This window comes from Acidihalobacter aeolianus (assembly GCF_001753165.1).
GTDB lineage: Bacteria > Pseudomonadota > Gammaproteobacteria > DSM-5130 > Acidihalobacteraceae > Acidihalobacter > Acidihalobacter aeolianus.
In genome coordinates, this window is record NZ_CP017448.1 from 1,628,925 (window position 1) to 1,646,385 (window position 17,461).

Annotated in this window: 13 protein-coding genes, 1 tRNA gene and 1 CRISPR repeat array; of the genes, 10 read left to right on the forward strand and 4 right to left on the reverse strand. The window is 59.0% G+C overall.

Annotated elements, in window-relative coordinates; all coding sequences use genetic code 11:
* The first annotated feature begins 47 nt into the window (after nucleotides 1-47).
* A tRNA-Pro gene (locus BJI67_RS07420) sits at nucleotides 48-124 on the forward strand.
* 39 nt (nucleotides 125-163) lie between these two features.
* Here BJI67_RS07420 and BJI67_RS07425 read toward each other — a convergent pair.
* The 3 genes from BJI67_RS07425 to BJI67_RS07440 all read right to left on the reverse strand — a co-directional run bounded on the left by BJI67_RS07425 (nucleotide 164) and on the right by BJI67_RS07440 (nucleotide 4,400).
* Nucleotides 164-1,531 (reverse strand): site-specific integrase, encoded by a 1,368-nt coding sequence (locus BJI67_RS07425; RefSeq protein WP_070072498.1) that lies wholly within the window; start codon nucleotides 1,529-1,531, stop codon nucleotides 164-166.
* Between the two features lie 412 nt (nucleotides 1,532-1,943).
* A complete protein-coding gene (locus BJI67_RS07435) occupies nucleotides 1,944-3,026 on the reverse strand; it encodes an IS5 family transposase (protein WP_038094256.1) in 1,083 nt (360 codons plus the stop codon).
* Nucleotides 3,027-3,299: 273 nt separating this feature from the next.
* Nucleotides 3,300-4,400: a hypothetical protein gene (locus tag BJI67_RS07440; protein ID WP_156782068.1), complete on the reverse strand. Its 1,101-nt coding sequence runs from the start codon at nucleotides 4,398-4,400 to the stop codon at nucleotides 3,300-3,302.
* Nucleotides 4,401-5,186: 786 nt separating this feature from the next.
* Here BJI67_RS07440 and BJI67_RS07445 point away from each other — a divergent pair.
* From BJI67_RS07445 to BJI67_RS07455, 3 genes are all read left to right on the forward strand, one after another.
* Nucleotides 5,187-5,702 (forward strand): DNA-binding protein, encoded by a 516-nt coding sequence (locus tag BJI67_RS07445; protein ID WP_197513357.1) that lies wholly within the window; start codon nucleotides 5,187-5,189, stop codon nucleotides 5,700-5,702.
* Nucleotides 5,703-6,097: 395 nt separating this feature from the next.
* Nucleotides 6,098-6,419: direct repeats of the CRISPR family, unit length 37 nt; unit sequence GTCCGAACGGACCTTCCCCGTTTAATGGGATTAAGAC.
* 292 nt (nucleotides 6,420-6,711) lie between these two features.
* Nucleotides 6,712-7,047 carry a hypothetical protein gene (locus BJI67_RS07450; protein WP_070072502.1) on the forward strand — a complete coding sequence of 112 codons (336 nt, stop codon included), beginning with the start codon at nucleotides 6,712-6,714 and terminating at the stop codon, nucleotides 7,045-7,047.
* Nucleotides 7,048-7,396: 349 nt separating this feature from the next.
* Nucleotides 7,397-8,479, forward strand: coding sequence for an IS5 family transposase (locus BJI67_RS07455; RefSeq protein ID WP_038094256.1), 1,083 nt, complete (start codon nucleotides 7,397-7,399; stop codon nucleotides 8,477-8,479).
* Nucleotides 8,480-9,076: 597 nt separating this feature from the next.
* Here the strand turns inward: BJI67_RS07455 and BJI67_RS07460 are convergent.
* On the reverse strand, nucleotides 9,077-10,420 hold the full coding sequence (locus tag BJI67_RS07460; RefSeq protein ID WP_070072503.1) for an IS1380 family transposase: 1,344 nt from the start codon (nucleotides 10,418-10,420) through the stop codon (nucleotides 9,077-9,079).
* A 721-nt stretch (nucleotides 10,421-11,141) separates the two neighbouring features.
* Between BJI67_RS07460 and BJI67_RS07465 the strand changes: the two genes are divergently transcribed.
* The 6 genes from BJI67_RS07465 to prfB all read left to right on the forward strand — a co-directional run bounded on the left by BJI67_RS07465 (nucleotide 11,142) and on the right by prfB (nucleotide 17,445).
* Nucleotides 11,142-12,404 (forward strand): sensor domain-containing diguanylate cyclase, encoded by a 1,263-nt coding sequence (locus BJI67_RS07465; protein ID WP_070072504.1) that lies wholly within the window; start codon nucleotides 11,142-11,144, stop codon nucleotides 12,402-12,404.
* 202 nt (nucleotides 12,405-12,606) lie between these two features.
* Complete coding sequence (locus BJI67_RS07470; RefSeq protein WP_156782070.1) at nucleotides 12,607-13,548, forward strand: hypothetical protein; 942 nt, start codon at nucleotides 12,607-12,609, stop codon at nucleotides 13,546-13,548.
* Nucleotides 13,545-13,760, forward strand: a complete 216-nt coding sequence (locus BJI67_RS18260; protein WP_083250737.1) for a DUF72 domain-containing protein — start codon at nucleotides 13,545-13,547, stop codon at nucleotides 13,758-13,760. Before BJI67_RS07470 ends, BJI67_RS18260 begins: the two co-directional genes overlap by 4 nt.
* Before the next feature lie 152 nt (nucleotides 13,761-13,912).
* Nucleotides 13,913-14,110 carry a DUF72 domain-containing protein gene (locus BJI67_RS18265; RefSeq protein WP_407922811.1) on the forward strand — a complete coding sequence of 66 codons (198 nt, stop codon included), beginning with the start codon at nucleotides 13,913-13,915 and terminating at the stop codon, nucleotides 14,108-14,110.
* A gap of 368 nt (nucleotides 14,111-14,478) precedes the next feature.
* Nucleotides 14,479-16,233 carry a single-stranded-DNA-specific exonuclease RecJ gene (recJ, locus tag BJI67_RS07475; RefSeq protein WP_070072506.1) on the forward strand — a complete coding sequence of 585 codons (1,755 nt, stop codon included), beginning with the start codon at nucleotides 14,479-14,481 and terminating at the stop codon, nucleotides 16,231-16,233.
* 116 nt (nucleotides 16,234-16,349) lie between these two features.
* Nucleotides 16,350-17,445 (forward strand): peptide chain release factor 2 gene (gene prfB, locus BJI67_RS07480; RefSeq protein WP_156782071.1). Its coding sequence is split into 2 segments (ribosomal slippage): nucleotides 16,350-16,421 and nucleotides 16,423-17,445, totalling 1,095 coding nucleotides; the frame shifts between segments, so codons are not numbered across the junction.
* The last annotated feature ends 16 nt before the right edge of the window (nucleotides 17,446-17,461 follow it).

Below are 17,461 nucleotides of genomic sequence, written 5' to 3' on the forward strand. Positions count from 1 at the left end.
CATGGGTTTGCTATGGCACACGGCTTCCGGTAATCTTCCCGGCCTCACGGGGCGTAGCGCAGCCTGGTAGCGCACCTGAATGGGGTTCAGGTGGTCGGAGGTTCAAATCCTCTCGCCCCGACCAAAATTCCCTAAGCTTTACAGCGGGTTAGCGGCATTGCCTCTAACCCGTTTTGCGTTTCAGGACCACGAGTGCGGGACTTTTGCGGGACTTTGACCCACAAACCCGGTTCGCCGCCTCGATCAGATTGCCCAGCTCGGCCGCCGAATAGTGCGTCGTCATACGCCCCGAACGGTGCCCGAGCAGGTCCTGGCGGTCCTCGAAGCCCACGCCTGCCGCTCTCAGACGACGCCCGAAGGTGTGCTTGAGATCGTGCACGCGGACTCGCGAAAACGCCGCAAATGCGGGCCAGTGCGCGTCGATGAACCGCTGGCGTGCCTTGGCCAACATCTGCTGCGGCACGTCGTAGTCCTTGTACTGCAGGCGTTCGACGGGCTTTCCCTGGACGGCGCGCTCCTCGGCGTATTCGGTCCACGTATAAACCGACTCGACATCCTTGCCGCGTTTGAGACCCCACACCCTGGCGACGACATCCTTATGGACACGCTCCACCGACGCCTCGATGCCGCCACACTCGTCCGAGGCCCGAATGTGCGAAAGCGCCGCAACGATGCGTCCCCGTTTCCAGGACAGGTTGTTGATCTCATTCACCGGACGTCCGCGACTGACGAAGACCCGTTCGGGATGTTGTCCTCGCTGACCCTCGATGATCGATCGCGCGACATCGTTGAGCACCACCAGCCGTTCCTCGCCGTTCTTGACGAAAGTCTCCGGGATGATAAAGACGCTGGTACCCATCTCAGGCACCTCGACTTCCCAGTCCCAGCGCAAGGCGCAGATCTCCGCTTCCCGGCAACCGCTGTTGGCGGCGAACAGCGCCATCTTCGCCAGATGCTCCGGCAGCTGTTGCAGCAGATGCCGTTGCTCGTCCCAGCTCAGCGGATACGGCGGACGACGATCCTTCACCGGCAGGAATTTGATGCGGGGTGCATGTTCCAGCCAGGTCAACCCGTGTTCGTCGATCCATTCTCCGGCTGCCAGATTACAGATGCGGCGAACAGTTTGGATCGCGTGATTGATGGTCGCGGTCTTGACCCTGCGTTGCCTGCGCGCGGCGATGAAGTCTTGAAGCGCCCCCATATGAATACGGTCCAGGCGCACATCGCCGATGAACGGATCGAGCAGCTTCAGTTGTAGGGCGTCGTCGCTCAAGGTCTTCTTCACGGTCTCTTGCAGGTACTTCGTGGCCGCCTGCCGAAACGTGCGCGGCGGACGGGTTCCGAACAACCGCGCCTGACGGATCTCGTCTATGCGTCGGGCGAGGAGTTCTTGCGCTTCGTTGAAGTCACCCGTGCCAGTGCTTTCGCAAACGCGGCTACCTCGGATGACCTTGTCGATGTGCCAGATCCCCGCGCGGAGGTGGAGACCCGGCGTTCTGCGGCTTGCGCCGCCTTGCTGTTTACGTCCCATGGGCTTGCTCCTTTCCAAGCGACTCCGGGGCGTCCGTTGCGTCGTTTATAGTCATCGGCCCAGGCATCGAGATCAAGCCTGTCGAACGCAACGCCTTGGGTGCCGATGGGGATCTCGGTGAGGTAGGGGCGTACGAGGGTTCTGAATCGATTGCGATCCATGCCGAGATAAGCAGGTGCATCGCGCAGGCGCAGAAAGCGCGGTTGCGCAGCGAGTGTGGGTACTTCATGGGACATTCGGTCCTCCGTGTCGGAGGCCCGCTTAGCAGGCTGTTGAAAATTCCCCCGATTTAGCGGTTATCATGTTGATCAGGGTCCATTGGCGACGTGCCCCTTCGGATCTGGGGCCTGATTTTTCCCGAAAACAGCCCAAATCCCGATCTCTGGGCGCACCGATCCCTTGATGTGTGCCTTCAACATGCTGCCAGTCCCAGATTGCGCATCCGCACCAGGTTGTAGGCCGCCGCGCTGAGCACAAACTGGAAATCCAGTTTCTCGCGTCCGACAAACCGACTTTTGCGCAGACCCGCAATGGTCTTGAGCCAACCGAAGCATTCTTCGATCCGCTTGCGGATCGTCAGGCTGGTTCGGTAACCGGGATGGCCGATGGTGCGCCCGTCGATGGCCGAGCGGCGCCCGGCCGTGTTCTGAGCCACATGCGGCGTGACGTTTCGTCCACGCATCGCCGCCACAAAGCCTTGCGTGTCATAGTTCTTGTCCGCGCCCAGCGTGATCCGGTGGCTCCCGCCGAGCGCGTCGACAAGCTCGACACCGGCCTCGCGCTCGGCCGTGCCGGTGGCCTGGCTCGTCTGCGACTCGACGATCAGGCCGTGGCGGTTTTCCATCAGCAGGTGTCCGAGGTAGCTGAGCTTGGCGGTCGTGCCTTCGCTCTTGCGATACAGCAAGGCATCCGGGTCGGTCCTGGAGACGTGCGTTTCCCGACACCGCTTCTGCCCGCGAAAGTCCACCGTGGGATTGCGCCCGCCACCGCTCGGCGGCGCGTCCTCGTCCCGGGGCCGGTAGCTCTTGTGCGAGGCCAGCGCTTCGATCAACGTGCCATCGACGCTGAAGTGTTCGCTAGACAGCAGATCGGCCGCACGGGCCTGATCCAGCACCCGGGCGAAGAAGGTGCGGGCCACATCGCCTGCAAGCAGGCGGTCACGGTTCTTGGTAAACGTGGAGTGGTGCCAGACCGGATCGTCCATGGAAAAGCCCACAAACCAGCGAAACAGCAGGTTGTAGTCGATCTGTTCGACCAACAGGCGTTCGCTGCGGATGGTGTAGAACGCCATCAACAGTTGCGCGCGCAGCAGCTTCTCCGGCGGGATCGAGTCACGGCCCATATGGGCATACAGCGCATCGAAGTCAGCGTCGAGTTCTTTGAGCGCTTGATCGACCATCCGCCGGATCGGGCGCAGAGGATGGTCCTTCGGCACCCGTTGCTCCGGGCTGACCGTGCTGAACAGCCCATCCTGATGTATGTCGGCACCGCGCATCGGCCACAACCCTCACTCAACAATACAAAACCAATCTTCCGGGTTTACAGGACTTTTTCAACAGCCTGTTAGCGGTTACTCAACTAATGTCCTAAAAAAATCGTGGGTCTCTGGCCTAATTCCGCCAAGCATTAGGCCTGGGGGTTAATAAATCACTTCATAATTGCCAAAAAGGCGCGAATATTAAATCATATTTAAATTAATTTCACAATTATTTTTTCAATTAATTTATTGATTATTTATTCGTGCGCATTCGGCGATGCGGTCATCCGTTCAACGTCGTTTGTGTTTTCGGCCTCCATCCTCAACCAGCTCCTGTTTAAGCACCGCCAGCCCCTCCTCGTGCCACACGTATTGCAGACGCCAGCCTTGTATGCCGTCGCGCAGTATCGGTCCGGGCCCGACATCCAGCAGCGCCAGGTACACGGACTCGAACAACGTCTCGGCGTACGCATCGACCGTCACCGCGTCGTAAGGCTCAAAGTGATGATCGAACGCGGCGCGGATGCCCCGCACCAAGGCGCGGATCAGCGGATACACTTGTGCGCGCGTCTCAGGCCGCTGACTGTCCCAGGTGTAGACGAGGAAGATCTTGCTCAGTTCGAGCACGCTGTGCGCGATCACCGGCTGATGCATCCCACGCACGATGAACTCGCACAGCTGTTTGAGATCGGCGGGGCGCTTGTGCGTGCGCTCGACCTCGATCCACGACACCAAAGCGACATCGCCATCTTGCTTGGTCCACAGCGCATCGGGGATCTTCCCGAGCCACTTCCGATCAGGACGTCGGCCGCGCGGCGTGTCGGTGAGCGCAAACGGACCGCGATGCGCAAGGATCGCGTACTCGCTGTACTTGGTGATGCCTGTCGGGTCTTTCAGGATGAGGAACTCGTTGACGAGCCAGCGATGCCGCCACGTGATGTTATCGACGCGCTGATCCGTGCCGCGCCGCGCATCGATCCCCGATGCCCTGAGTTGCTGCGCGCCTCGCGTCGACAGTACCCAGGCGCTGGCTTTTCGGGGCAATGGGCGTTTGACGACCAGACCCTTTTTCTCAAGTCGTCGTAAGACGCGGCGACCCATTTGGAAGCCGTATGTGCTCTCGCGCCAGACGAGCCTGCCCACCTGACGTGCCGTCAGCCAGCCGTACTCGTGCAGGCTGACGAGTACCGCCTGCTCGTTCTCCAAGCCCCGAGCGACGCCTGGCGGCAGCCCTGGGGACGCGCCGGGGAGGGCGATCCTCGGCGGCTCAGGCGCGTTGTCTGGCGGCTCAGTCTCCGCCTGCGCTTGACGCTGATCGGAGTGCAGGGTCTCGTCCAACGGTGCCTGGGGCACTTTGACGAGACGATGAAAGAGGTGCTTGTTAATCCGCATGTGATGCTCCTTTTTGTGTATGTGCATCACGTATAGCGACGACGATGACCGTCTTCGCCCTCCGTCTCCCTCGATCAAGCGTGAGGGAGACGGTATGGAGTCGCCTGATCGGCGACGGATCGGCTAGCGCAGGCTCAACGCGCTGAACGCGCGCACGCCTGCTAGCCCGCTGGACGCGGGCTTACGCCTCATTTATCAGTCGCCCCCTCTGTGCCCTCGCTACGCTCGCCCCCCGCCTGTCGGCGGCGGTTCGCACGCCGGGACACCTGCTGCGCTGGTGTCGGTTGCCACCGTCGCGGCGTGTCTTCGCCACTTGCGCCAGTGGACCGCCACCGCACACCCGGTGTCCCGGCGTGCTCCCTGGGGGGAGCACTCTGGGGGCGAGGGCGCTGCCCCCACCACTGAGCGCACCGTGGGCGGTGCTATTTGCGCTGGGGCGCAAATTCAGTGGCGGCTCCCCCGGCCTCAGATCCGTGCGCTGGGGCGCACACCTCTGAGGGGCTTCGGCTGAACGCCTTGCCCCGCATACGCGGCTCCCCGGTTCGCGCAGTGATCTGCGCTCAGTCGTGTGCGCGCATCGCGCACGCTTGCGCACGTCGCGTGATGCGCCTTGCGCCACGCCTGCGTGCAGACAACCCGCATCCGTTCTGCTGGGTGCTCGCGGGTCTCGGTTTTTTTGCATTCGAGGTTTTTTTGTGGCCCGTCCTTTTTTGCCCTGGCGTTCCCTATACGGGTTGCCAGGCCTGTCGCCTGGCCTTGGAACCCTTTATGTCAGGAATCATCACAATGGGAAGATCCGGTATTACCCTGGAACAGGTAGAAAGCGCAGTCTCCGCGCTAGAAGCCCGCAACGAGGCGGTGACGTATGACGCGATACGCAACGAGCTGGGCAGCGGGGGTTATTCCACCATCGGCAAACATCTACAGACACTGCGCGCGCGTACGGCGAGCACCTCGCCGATGACCGTGGAGGTGCCTGCGGAGATCGCGGCTTCGCTCACGGCCACCTTGGGGCAGCTGTGGCAGCAGGCGCAGAGCGTGGCGGCGCAGGATGTGGAAACCCTAAGACGCGCCGCCAATGCGCGCGTGCAAACCGCCGAGCAGGATCTGGAACAGCTGCTGAGGCGCTTGGATAGCACCTTGGAGGAGCTGGAACAGACGCAATCAGCCCTCGCCCAATCGTCCACCGAGGTCCGCGCGTACTGGAACAGGCGCAGGCAAGACTGCAGGGCGAGAACGAGAGCCTGGCAAGACAGCTCAACGCCCTGCAAGCCGTCATTCAGGATCAGTCAGAGACCTTGAAGCAGTTCATGGCGCAGCACGCGACCCAGGACGAAAAGAGCACGGCGCGCAAACGGCCATCGAACGATCAGGCCTGAGCACGCACGCGACAGAGACAAAAGCACCTTGCCCGCCGCCTGGCGGGCTTTTTGTTGTCGCTGCGAAAAGAGTCCATCGCCAACACCGACCCGATTACGTAATCGGCATTACGTAACGCGCATTACGTAATCGGGGCAGGGGAGGTTGATTTTTGCGCCACTGCATGCGATGTTCAAAGCCTCGCAGCACCGCTCTTTGACAACCCGACAACCGGCCCGGATCGGCCCCGAGAAAAAGCTAACTTTTTTGCACCGAAACGGTGCAGAGAAAAGGTCTCGTAAGTCTATGATCCGTCAGGCTTCTGAAATATGACAGGAGTCCGAACGGACCTTCCCCGTTTAATGGGATTAAGACCTCTCCACCTTCTCTCTCACCCATGGGGGCTGGTGTCCGAACGGACCTTCCCCGTTTAATGGGATTAAGACCGCGTACGATTGTACTCGCTCGTGCACATTCCGTGTCCGAACGGACCTTCCCCGTTTAATGGGATTAAGACACTGTTGAACGAGGTCGTTGGAGCGAGCTTGTTCGTCCGAACGGACCTTCCCCGTTTAATGGGATTAAGACGCTTCATTAGAGAACTTGGGCTTTACGATCAGTTGTCCGAACGGACCTTCCCCGCTTAATGGGATTAAGACGGCTGATATGTAATCGGAGTGGATGGTCATCTTGGTCCGAATGAGCCTTCGTGTTTAATGGGATTCGCGTCGCGGTTGTTTTAGAGCAGCAAGATCAGAAAAGCCTCTTGTCTTCGGACGGAGGTTTTTTTGTGCGTGGCGTTTGAGCGGGTTTGATCCCTTCAATGCAAGCGCGCCGACAAGCTTGCCAATCGTTCAGCTCATGCTGCTGTGCTTTATGGTGTCTTCCATCGAGCAAGCTGATATCTTTGCATCGGTTTGCCTCTTCACAATGACGATGGGAAACAAACGACATGCCACGCAGCGAGAAGAACGAAAAGAACGGCAAATCCGCTCGCGCGTCTGCCAATCAAGGCTGGCTCGGGCGTGGCGTCTGGCGTGTCGCGAATTACTACTGCCCGTTGCAGGAAGATCGGTTCGCGTTGGATCTGTGGCGTATCCTGGAAGGATTTCCGGAGGGGATTTATCGGAGTCTCATACCCTGCACGGTCCTGTACGCGCTGTGGCAGATGTCGCAGCAGGGATGGCTGTCGCCGATGCTGGATGTGCCCATGCATGTGCTGTCGTACGCCTTCGCGGCCTTGGGCGGCATGATGACGGGCTTTTTCATCAGCGCTCGCTTTCTGTAAGACAGGGCAGGTTGATTTTTGAGGCCTCGCATGCGATGTTCAGAGCCTCGCAGCACCGCTCTTTGACAACCCGACAACCGACCCGGATCGGCCTCGAGAAAAAGCTAACTTTTTTGCACCGAAATGGTGCGGAGAAAAGGTCTCGTAAGTCTATGATCCGTAAGGCTTCTGAAATATGACAGGAGTCCGAACGGACATTCCCCGCTTAATGGGATTAAGACCATCGCCTTTAGCTGCATTACTACCCCATGCAAAAGTCCGAACGGACATTCCCCGCTTAACAGGCTGTTGAAAAAGTCCTGTAAACCCGGAAGATTGGTTTTGTATTGTTGAGTGAGGGTTGTGGCCGATGCGCGGTGCCGACATACATCAGGATGGGCTGTTCAGCACGGTCAGCCCGGAGCAACGGGTGCCGAAGGACCATCCTCTGCGCCCGATCCGGCGGATGGTCGATCAAGCGCTCAAAGAACTCGACGCTGACTTCGATGCGCTGTATGCCCATATGGGCCGTGACTCGATCCCGCCGGAGAAGCTGCTGCGCGCGCAACTGTTGATGGCGTTCTACACCATCCGCAGCGAACGCCTGTTGGTCGAACAGATCGACTACAACCTGCTGTTTCGCTGGTTTGTGGGCTTTTCCATGGACGATCCGGTCTGGCACCACTCCACGTTTACCAAGAACCGTGACCGCCTGCTTGCAGGCGATGTGGCCCGCACCTTCTTCGCCCGGGTGCTGGATCAGGCCCGTGCGGCCGATCTGCTGTCTAGCGAACACTTCAGCGTCGATGGCACGTTGATCGAAGCGCTGGCCTCGCACAAGAGCTACCGGCCCCGGGACGAGGACGCGCCGCCGAGCGGTGGCGGGCGCAATCCCACGGTGGACTTTCGCGGGCAGAAGCGGTGTCGGGAAACGCACGTCTCCAGGACCGACCCGGATGCCTTGCTGTATCGCAAGAGCGAAGGCACGACCGCCAAGCTCAGCTACCTCGGACACCTGCTGATGGAAAACCGCCACGGCCTGATCGTCGAGTCGCAGACGAGCCAGGCCACCGGCACGGCCGAGCGCGAGGCCGGTGTCGAGCTTGTCGACGCGCTCGGCGGGAGCCACCGGATCACGCTGGGCGCGGACAAGAACTATGACACGCAAGGCTTTGTGGCGGCGATGCGTGGACGAAACGTCACGCCGCATGTGGCTCAGAACACGGCCGGGCGCCGCTCGGCCATCGACGGGCGCACCATCGGCCATCCCGGTTACCGAACCAGCCTGACGATCCGCAAGCGGATCGAAGAATGCTTCGGTTGGCTCAAGACCATTGCGGGTCTGCGCAAAAGTCGGTTTGTCGGACGCGAGAAACTGGATTTCCAGTTTGTGCTCAGCGCGGCGGCCTACAACCTGGTGCGGATGCGCAATCTGGGACTGGCAGCATGTTGAAGGCACACATCAAGGGATCGGTGCGCCCAGAGATCGGGATTTGGGCTGTTTTCGGGAAAAATCAGGCCCCAGATCCGAAGGGGCACGTCGCCAATGGACCCTGATCAACATGATAACCGCTAAATCGGGGGAATTTTCAACAGCCTGTTAATGGGATTAAGACAATGCTTTCTTAGCGTCGATGCAATGTGCGCACGGTCCGAACGGACATTCCCCGCTTAATGGGATTAAGACCAACCATACTGACAGCCACTCACGTGCCGCCCGGTCCGAACGGACATTCCCCGCTTAATGGGATTAAGACATCTCGATCTTGCTGCGATCGAATTCGGCCAGTTGTCCGAACGGACCTTCCCCGTGAAATGGCATTAGCGTTGCTGCGATTTAACAAACACCTGAATCCGTATTTTCGCATGCAGCCTTCAACATGATTCGTTAACATTTCGTATCGCCACATGAATGAGCTGCAACGGTTGTGTTTTTTGAATAAAAACTGACATCATTATTGTTGGCAGACGGAAATGATGTCGATTCAACGTATTCTGCGCACACTGATCCTGTAACTACGCCAGTTTGGCCACGCTTATCGGCCTTTCTTTATCCGTAGGCCAGTTTCTGATACACCGTTTCAAAGGCCTGAAGTGCACGGCAACCTTTGCCAAAGCCTATCTTGATGTAGCGCGATGTTCGGATGATGCGTGCGGCAACATACATCAGCTCTTGCATCACTGTCTTGATCCGTCGCCTTTTCGCTTTGTTGCGTTTCGGAGACGTTGGACCCAACAAGCCGTTTTGCCCAATCCAGCGCAGGATATTGTAGGCCAGCACACTGGCTCCCAATACCAACGCATTGGTGGCGAATTTCCCGGAGGGCAAGCGTTCGATATCCATGTCAGTTTTAAATTCGCTGTGGAACTGTTCCGATGTACCATGATCCGCATAAAGCTGAATGATATCGCCTTCACTGATGTCCAGGCTTGTCCACCATCCTTCAAGATCAATCTCGGGAACCAGCAATATCTGCCCCTGTTTATCAATGGTTCTTTCAGTTAGACGAATGACCTGCCGTACCGAATACTCATAACCTTGCCATTGCCGCGAAACCTGCAGACTGAAAGTGGCTATCCGCTTGCCTTCCCGTGGCTCTTCCCATCGTCCTTTTTGTTCCGCAAGCTCAAGCCAATAGGCTTTATCCTGTTTGCGGGGATTCCATTTGATGAGGAAATCAACAGGGGACTGGGTTTTATGGTCTTCGCTGTGCTCGAGGATGACGTCGATGTTCTCGATGGAATCGTTGCCGCCATCGAGCCTGAGCAAAAGGGGCTGCGTTGTGATTTCCCGGGCCTGTCGCAAGGTCTTTGCCAGCAAGGCCGGTGTGTCTTTCTGGCAATGCTGCTTGCCTTCACGAAAGTCAAAGCCGATACAATAGCCTTCCTGGCCGAGGTATACCGCCATGGGGGCAAACCCGTCATGTCCCTTATAGGTTCTCGATACGCCTTCTTTGTGGCTGCCCGAATTATCCATCGGGGTCACATCGGCATCGATCGGAATATGTCCGGTGGGCAAGGGCCGTAGCGTAGGTTGGATATTGCTCAGAAAATCCCGGCTGGCTCTCTCGACGATGGGCAAAAAGTGTTCCGCATGTTTATCCATGCGTTGGCGCAGTGTCGCTTCGCAAGGGATGTCATTGATATCCATCGCGCTCATGAAATAGAATTCACTCTCAATGGTATTGATGGCCTCAAAATCGCTTTTTCCGATACTCAGTAATGCCAGGTAGCTCTTGATGACATCAGAATGCTTGATGCCATGGCGTAACGGGATGCTTGCATCCAGCTGGCTACTCAGCTTCGTGTGGCGTTTTATGGCCTGACCGATCAGTGCCAGGCCACTGTGGCTGATGATATCTGCATCTGATTGTTCAATTTTGAAGCGCTTCATTTTTTCACTGACTGAGTGACCTTTTCGAGAGCGTCTATTTTAGCAATATAGCCTATAAATTACGGCTATTTATCACATCATAATGGCCTGCTAAGTTACGGATTCAGGAAACATAAAGCCCTCATTGAAGAGGACTTTTTTTATGCGTTAACGAATAAATACTGCGGGTATTAGTGGCGCGAAAATCAACTAATCGCAATATATCGGTATAATTAACACCGATAATTGATCACCCGAAAAGCTTGCGGGACATTTGCGGGACAAGGTGGTGCATTGTGGTGCCAAGTGATGCTTTGCGGGACAACGGACGCCCAGGAATATGTCTATAAAACAAACGGTTAATGTGTCTGAGTGCAATGGGGTTCAGGCGGTCGGAGGTTCAAATCCTCTCGCCCCGACCAATTAGCACGAACGGCCGACTGCAGTCTAAGCCGAGGTCCATACCAGTAATATAAGCTCATCCCCATTGCTGTCGATGCGATCCGCTCGGATCGCGTCGACTTGCTTTTATTGGTTTCGATCTTGCCGCCAAGCCTGATCCACCCAGACTTAATCTAAGTCGCGATATACTCAACCCTTATAAAATCATGAGAATAAGGAACGGGTTGAAGGTATCTGGGCGAGCCGTGCGCAATATAGCGTTCTCGTCTAGCGGATCGATCGTCATATCGTATCGATTGGCGTTATTCGGCCAGGCGATGCGTGAGGGAGCGGAATTCGGATGGAAGATTGGCAGGCGGAAGGGCCCGACGCAGACGTATTCGACGACTTGCCGGCCCCAGTCGTGTGCTTCAGGGAGGGTACGATCATTTATGCGAACGAACCGGCCGCAGCTCTATTGGGTGCCCCAACCACGAGCGAAGTTATCGGTTCATCTATCTTTGATTTCATCCATCCCCTCGATCGCATACGCATCGCCAACCGCCTGCGATGGCTGAAACCCCGCAAGGGAGCCTACCCGGTGATCGAAATGCTGATACGCACTCGCCAGGGTGATCTGCGTGGGGTGAGTGCCTCTGCTCGCACATCAAACCGGTTGAGGCAGGGGATTGTCGCCGTATTGATGGATATCACTCACAGACGTCTGAAAACCTATCTACAGGAAACCGAACGTAACATCGTGCGCCTGTTCGAAAACACCACGGATATCTATTACCGCATCGATGCGCAGGGCAAGATTCTCATGGCGAGTCCTGCGGTAGAGCGGATACTCGGATACCGCAGCGACGAGATGCTCGGCCAGGACTCAAGCGTTTTTTATGCCGATCCTGATGATCGCGAGCGATTCCTATCGGTACTTCGCCGCGACAAGTCCGTGGCAGATTACGAGGTACAGCTGCGCAGCAAGCATGGCGCACTGGTTGATGCCTCAATCAGCTCGCACGCGCTGTATGACGAAGCGGGCAACTACATCGCCGTGGAAGGTGTGATTCGCGACCTGACCGAACGCAAGCAGCTTGAACGCAAACTGCATGTGCTCGCAACCACGGATGAACTCACGGGCATCAGCAATCGCCGCATCTTTTTCGAACTCGCCACACAAGCCCTGCATCGCGCAAGTCGCCATGGGCGGCAGCTGGTTCTCTTGATCCTTGACATAGACTGGTTCAAGGAGATCAACGACCGTTATGGCCATCTCGGCGGTGACGAGGCGCTGCGTGCATTCACCCTCGCAGTCAAGGATGAACTGCGCGAAATCGACCTCTTCGGCCGCCTGGGGGGTGAAGAATTCGGCGTCGTGCTGGAGGATTGCCCGCCGCACGAGGGCGAAAGCGTGGGCCAGCGCATCCGATTAAGGGTGGAAGGCCTGCAAGTCAGCCCACGAGACGGCGAAATTCTGCGTATGTCCGTCAGTATCGGCGCGACCTGTAACCGCTTGCAGGATGCGCGTATCGAATCGCTGATGGATCGCGCCGATCAAGCGCTCTATCGCGCTAAGAGCGACGGGAGAAACTGTCTCCGCTGGTATGCCGACACCCGCTGACGGGTAGGCATTCACCATCTACTAGCAGTAGCCGCATCCGCCGCTACATCGTGTCGCAAACCTGTCCGAAATCTTAGACTGAATCGGCCCAAATGAATGTCATAGTCCTTCTTCGATGCGCCTCCACCTGATTGTTCCCGGGCTACTCCGCCCACTCGCACCCTGGCTGCGCGATTACGCGTGGCGCCCGCAAGCAGAGGCCTTGTCGCAGTTACTGGCCGGTGCTGGGGAGACAGCGGATACGCGCGCAGATGCCTTCGAAATGGCGGCTGTTTTGCTCGGCTGGGAAGGAGCGGAAGGCCATCTGCCCGCAGCAGGGTATCGCACACGAGCGCACGATCTACCTGTACCGTCAGCAGGCGACTGGCTCTGCGCAGACCCCATACATCTCAAGGCCGATGCCAACGATGCGCAGGTCGTGGACCGTTCGGGTTTCACCCTGCGTCTCGATGAAGCCGGCGAACTCATCGAGCTGCTCGAAAACATCCTGGGTGGCGATGGTTGGCACTTCCATCTCGGCTCAGCACACGAATGGTATCTGCAGACTCCGCGAGGCATGGCCCCACACATGCCGATGCTCAGCCAAGTCGCAGGACGCCACCCACGCCGCGAATGGCAGGCCGCGGACATCCCTCGCGAATGGCATACGCGTCTGACGGAAATGCAGATGGTGCTATATCAAGCGGCCGTCAATCGAGCGCGCGAGGCGCGCGGCGAACCTGTCATCAACAGCCTGTGGTGCTGGGGCAAGGGTGATGCCGTCGAACTTTCGGGCGGTGGCGTCACGGCGGTGATGGGTGACGGCAATCTGCTGGCCGGGCTGGCGCAAGCCGCAAATCTGAATTGCATCGAACCCAAGCCCGAAGCACTGGATGCGGCAGACAAGGCAGAGACGATTCTCCTCCTGGAGATGCTGGCGCCCCCAGCCGCCTACGATGATCTGAACGCCTGGGATCAAACTCTCAAGCATGCCGATGTGGAATGGTTCGAGCCGCTCCTGGCACGTCTTGAAACCCGGCGCATCGATGAGATCGTGCTGTACGCAGACGGTCGTTCCTGGCAGATCCGGAAGCGAGGTTTCCTGCAACGTCTGCGGGCACCTCAACCCCTGGCACGCGCCCTGAACATCTCCGATCCAGCATGAACGGCCATACTCGTCCTGGGCTGGCGTCGGATCGGAAAGGCGGCCTATGGGTAGGTACCTCTGGATGGGTCTATCCCCACTGGAAAGAAACCGTATACCCGTCCGCACTGCCACGTTCACACTGGCTGAAGTATTACGCCGAACACCTGAACAGCGTGGAGATCGACTCCAGCTTCTATCGCCTACCATCGGCACACAACCTAGCCAGCTGATGCGATGCGGTAAACGAGGATTTCGTCTTCGCATGCAAGGCGAGCCGCTATCTGACGCATATGATTAAGCTGCACGCTCCAGCAACCGCCCTACCCGATATCGTCGATTGCATCGGACACATGAAAACCCATGGCGGTCCGCTGCTTTCCAGTTGCCGCCTCATTGGCGAGCGGACCCGGGGCGGCTTGCGGACTTGCTGGACGCCTTGCCTGCGACACTCCGCTGTGCGTTCGAATTTCGAGATGCCAGCTGGCATTGCGACACGATTTACGATGCTGCGAAGCCATGGCGCAGCGATGTGTATCTACGACCTGAACGGTCAGGTTTCCCCACGCGAAATCACCGCTAACTTCATCTACATACCTCTGCATGGTCCAACCGCCGCCTATCGCGGCAGCTACGACGACAAGGCCTTGCAGGCATGGGCCGCAACGATCGAGGCCTGGCGCAATCGTGGGAATGACGTCTACGCTTACTTCAACAATGACGAAGCGGGTTATGCCTTCGCAAACGCGAGAGGCGCCTTGGCGCCATGCTCCAAACCGGCAGAACGGGCTCGAGTTGACCACGCAGTATACGGTCTAGAGAATGATCAGTTTGCATGGGGAGTGAAGAACGCGTGGCCATGCCGCCGAGCAGACAAACCGCGCATTCAGCGCAAGCCGGGCAAGGCGTTCTACGTCCTGTCTGCCGTCACTGGCCGAGAGGCCTGCGCGCATGACCGATCTTCGCCCGCGACTACGTCGTCGCCCGGTTGCTCCGGGTGCTTTTCCAGCCGACATCCCCCCCTTGCTGCAACGTGTTTATGCGGCGCGTGGTGTGACCGGCGAAGAGGGTTTGGTTCGTGAGTTGGGCGCACTGAGCAACTTTCGTCCGCTCAGCGGCATCGATAAGGCTGCCGACCTTCTGGAACGTGCATTGCACGAGGCATGGCCCATCGTGGTGGTGGGAGATTACGACGCGGACGGGGCAACGAGCAGTGCCCTCGCGGTAACCGCCTTGCAGGCCTGTGGTGCCCGTCAGGTGAGTTATCTCGTACCCAATCGTGTCACCCAGGGATACGGACTGTCCGCGGCATTGGCGGCAGAAGCATCCGGCCTCGGCGCACGATTGCTGATCACCGTGGACAACGGCATCGCAGCGGATTCCGGCGTAAGAGCGGCTCACGAAGCCGGCATGTCCGTACTGGTGACCGATCATCATCTCCCGGGGGATACGCTCCCTCCCGCCGAGGCCATCGTCAACCCGAATCTGCCGGGGGATGCCTTTCCAAGCAAGGCGCTCGCGGGCGTTGGGGTGATTTTTTACGTCATGCTGGCCTTGCGCGCCAGGCTGAGAGAGAACCACTGGTTCGAGCAACAAGGCCTGCCCGAACCCAGATTCGCCGATCTGTTGGATCTGGTGGCGGTGGGTACCGTCGCCGACGTGGTCTCGCTCGACCGCAACAACCGAATTCTGGTCGAGCAGGGGCTGCGCCGAATCCGCGCTGGACATGCGCGTCCCGGCATACGCGCACTGCTGCGCGTGGCTGGTCGCGATCACGCCCGCATCGGCGCCAGCGACCTCGGATTTGCCGTAGGCCCGCGCCTGAATGCCGCCGGACGCCTCGACGACATGGCACTGGGCATCGAGTGCCTGCTGGCCACGGACGAAACGCGGGCCATGGCCCTGGCGCAACGCCTCGACGCGCTCAATCGCGAACGCAGGGAACTGGAACAGGATGCGCGCACCCAGGCCATGGCCGCCGTCGAAAGCGCACTGAACCGAGTGGACAGCGGCGCATTGCCCGATGGGTTGTGCCTGTTCGACCCGGACTGGCACGAGGGCATCGTCGGGCTCGTCGCTGGGCGGCTCAAGGAACGCTTCCATCGTCCCGCGGCCGTGTTCGCACGCGGTGCCGACGGCCTGCTGAAAGGCTCGGTGCGCTCCGTTCCAGGGATCCATGTGCGCGATGTGCTGACCGACATCGCCACCCGAAACCCAGGACTGCTGGTGCGTTTCGGCGGCCATGCGATGGCCGCGGGCCTTTCCCTGGACGCGGTCAAGCTCGATGCGTTTGCAGACCTGTTCGCCGCAGAGATCGCGCGCCAGGCCGATCACGAGGCACTGCAACCCGTGTTGTGGAGCGACGGCGAGCTGGCTCCGGGTGAATTCACCCTGGCCAGTGCCGAAGCCCTGCGTGCTGGCGGCCCGTGGGGGCAGGGGTTCCCAGAACCCGTGTTCGACGGCATCTTCGCCGTCGAGCGCGCACGCGAGGTCGGGCAGGGACATTTGAAACTGAGCCTGCGCGACCCGCGCGACGGGAACCAGCACGACGCCATTGCCTTTCAGTACGCGGAACTCGGCATGCCTGCCGACGGCGGTCGCGGTGAAACCCGTTTTGCCTTCCGTCTCGAGGTCAACGAGTTTCGCGGAGAACGCAAGCCGCAGCTTCTGATCACCGGCTATGCCCTGGAACTGACCCAGACATAGCGCCGTTAATCCGGGACTGCGTGCACTCACAGCTTTGCCGTCACCCTGTTAGAATGCATCCCTTTTTCGGCGCCCTGCCTGGGTTAGGGGGAGCGCCAGACAGGACGGAACACCGCATGGAACTCAACCCGCTCTATCAACAGATTCAGGACCTGCAAGAGCGCTTGGTCGCTCTGAGGGGGTATCTTTGACGTCGACACCAAACGCGAACGTCTCGAAGAGGTCAATCGCGAGCTCGAAGACCCCGGTGTCTGGAACGATCCCGAACGCGCCCAGGCGCTAGGCAAGGAGCGCGCCCAACTCGTCGTCGTGGTCGAAACCCACGACGAACTGGCCGAAGGCCTGACCGATGCGCGGGAACTGCTCGAACTGGCCGAAGCCGAGGACGATGCCGACACTGTGACCTCCGTCGAGCGCGATCTCGATCGCTACGAATGCCAGGTCGGCGACCTCGAATTTCGTCGCATGTTTTCGGGCGAAATGGACAGCACCAATGCCTTTCTGGATATCCAGGCGGGTTCGGGCGGCACCGAGGCGCAGGACTGGGCCGAGATGCTGCTGCGCATGTACCTGCGCTGGGGCGAGCGCCGCGGCTTCACCACGGAACTGCTGGAGGCATCGCCGGGTGAAGTCGCGGGCATCAAGAGTGCGACGGTACGTTTCGAGGGTGAGTACGCCTATGGCTGGTTGCGCACCGAAACCGGCGTGCATCGCCTGGTGCGCAAATCGCCCTTCGACTCGGGCAACCGCCGTCACACCTCGTTCGCTGCGGTATTCGTGTCGCCGGAGATCGACGATGACATCGACATCGACATCAATCCTGCCGACCTGCGTGTCGACGTGTACCGTGCCAGCGGCGCGGGTGGTCAGCACGTCAACCGCACCGAATCCGCCGTGCGCATCACCCACATACCGACCGGCGTCGTCACGCAATGTCAGAACGACCGCTCGCAGCACAAGAATCGCGCGACGGCCATGAAGCAGCTCAAGGCCAAACTCTACGAGCTGGAAGTGCAGAAACGCTCTGCCGAACAACAGGCCAAGGAAGATGCCAAGTCAGACATCGGCTGGGGCAGTCAAATACGCTCGTATGTGCTGGATCAGTCGCGGATCAAGGATCTACGCACCAACGTGGAAATCGGCAACACCCAATCCGTGCTCGACGGCGGACTGGATCCCTTCATCGAGGCCGCGCTCAAGAGTGGTCTGTAAACTAAAATATTGATAA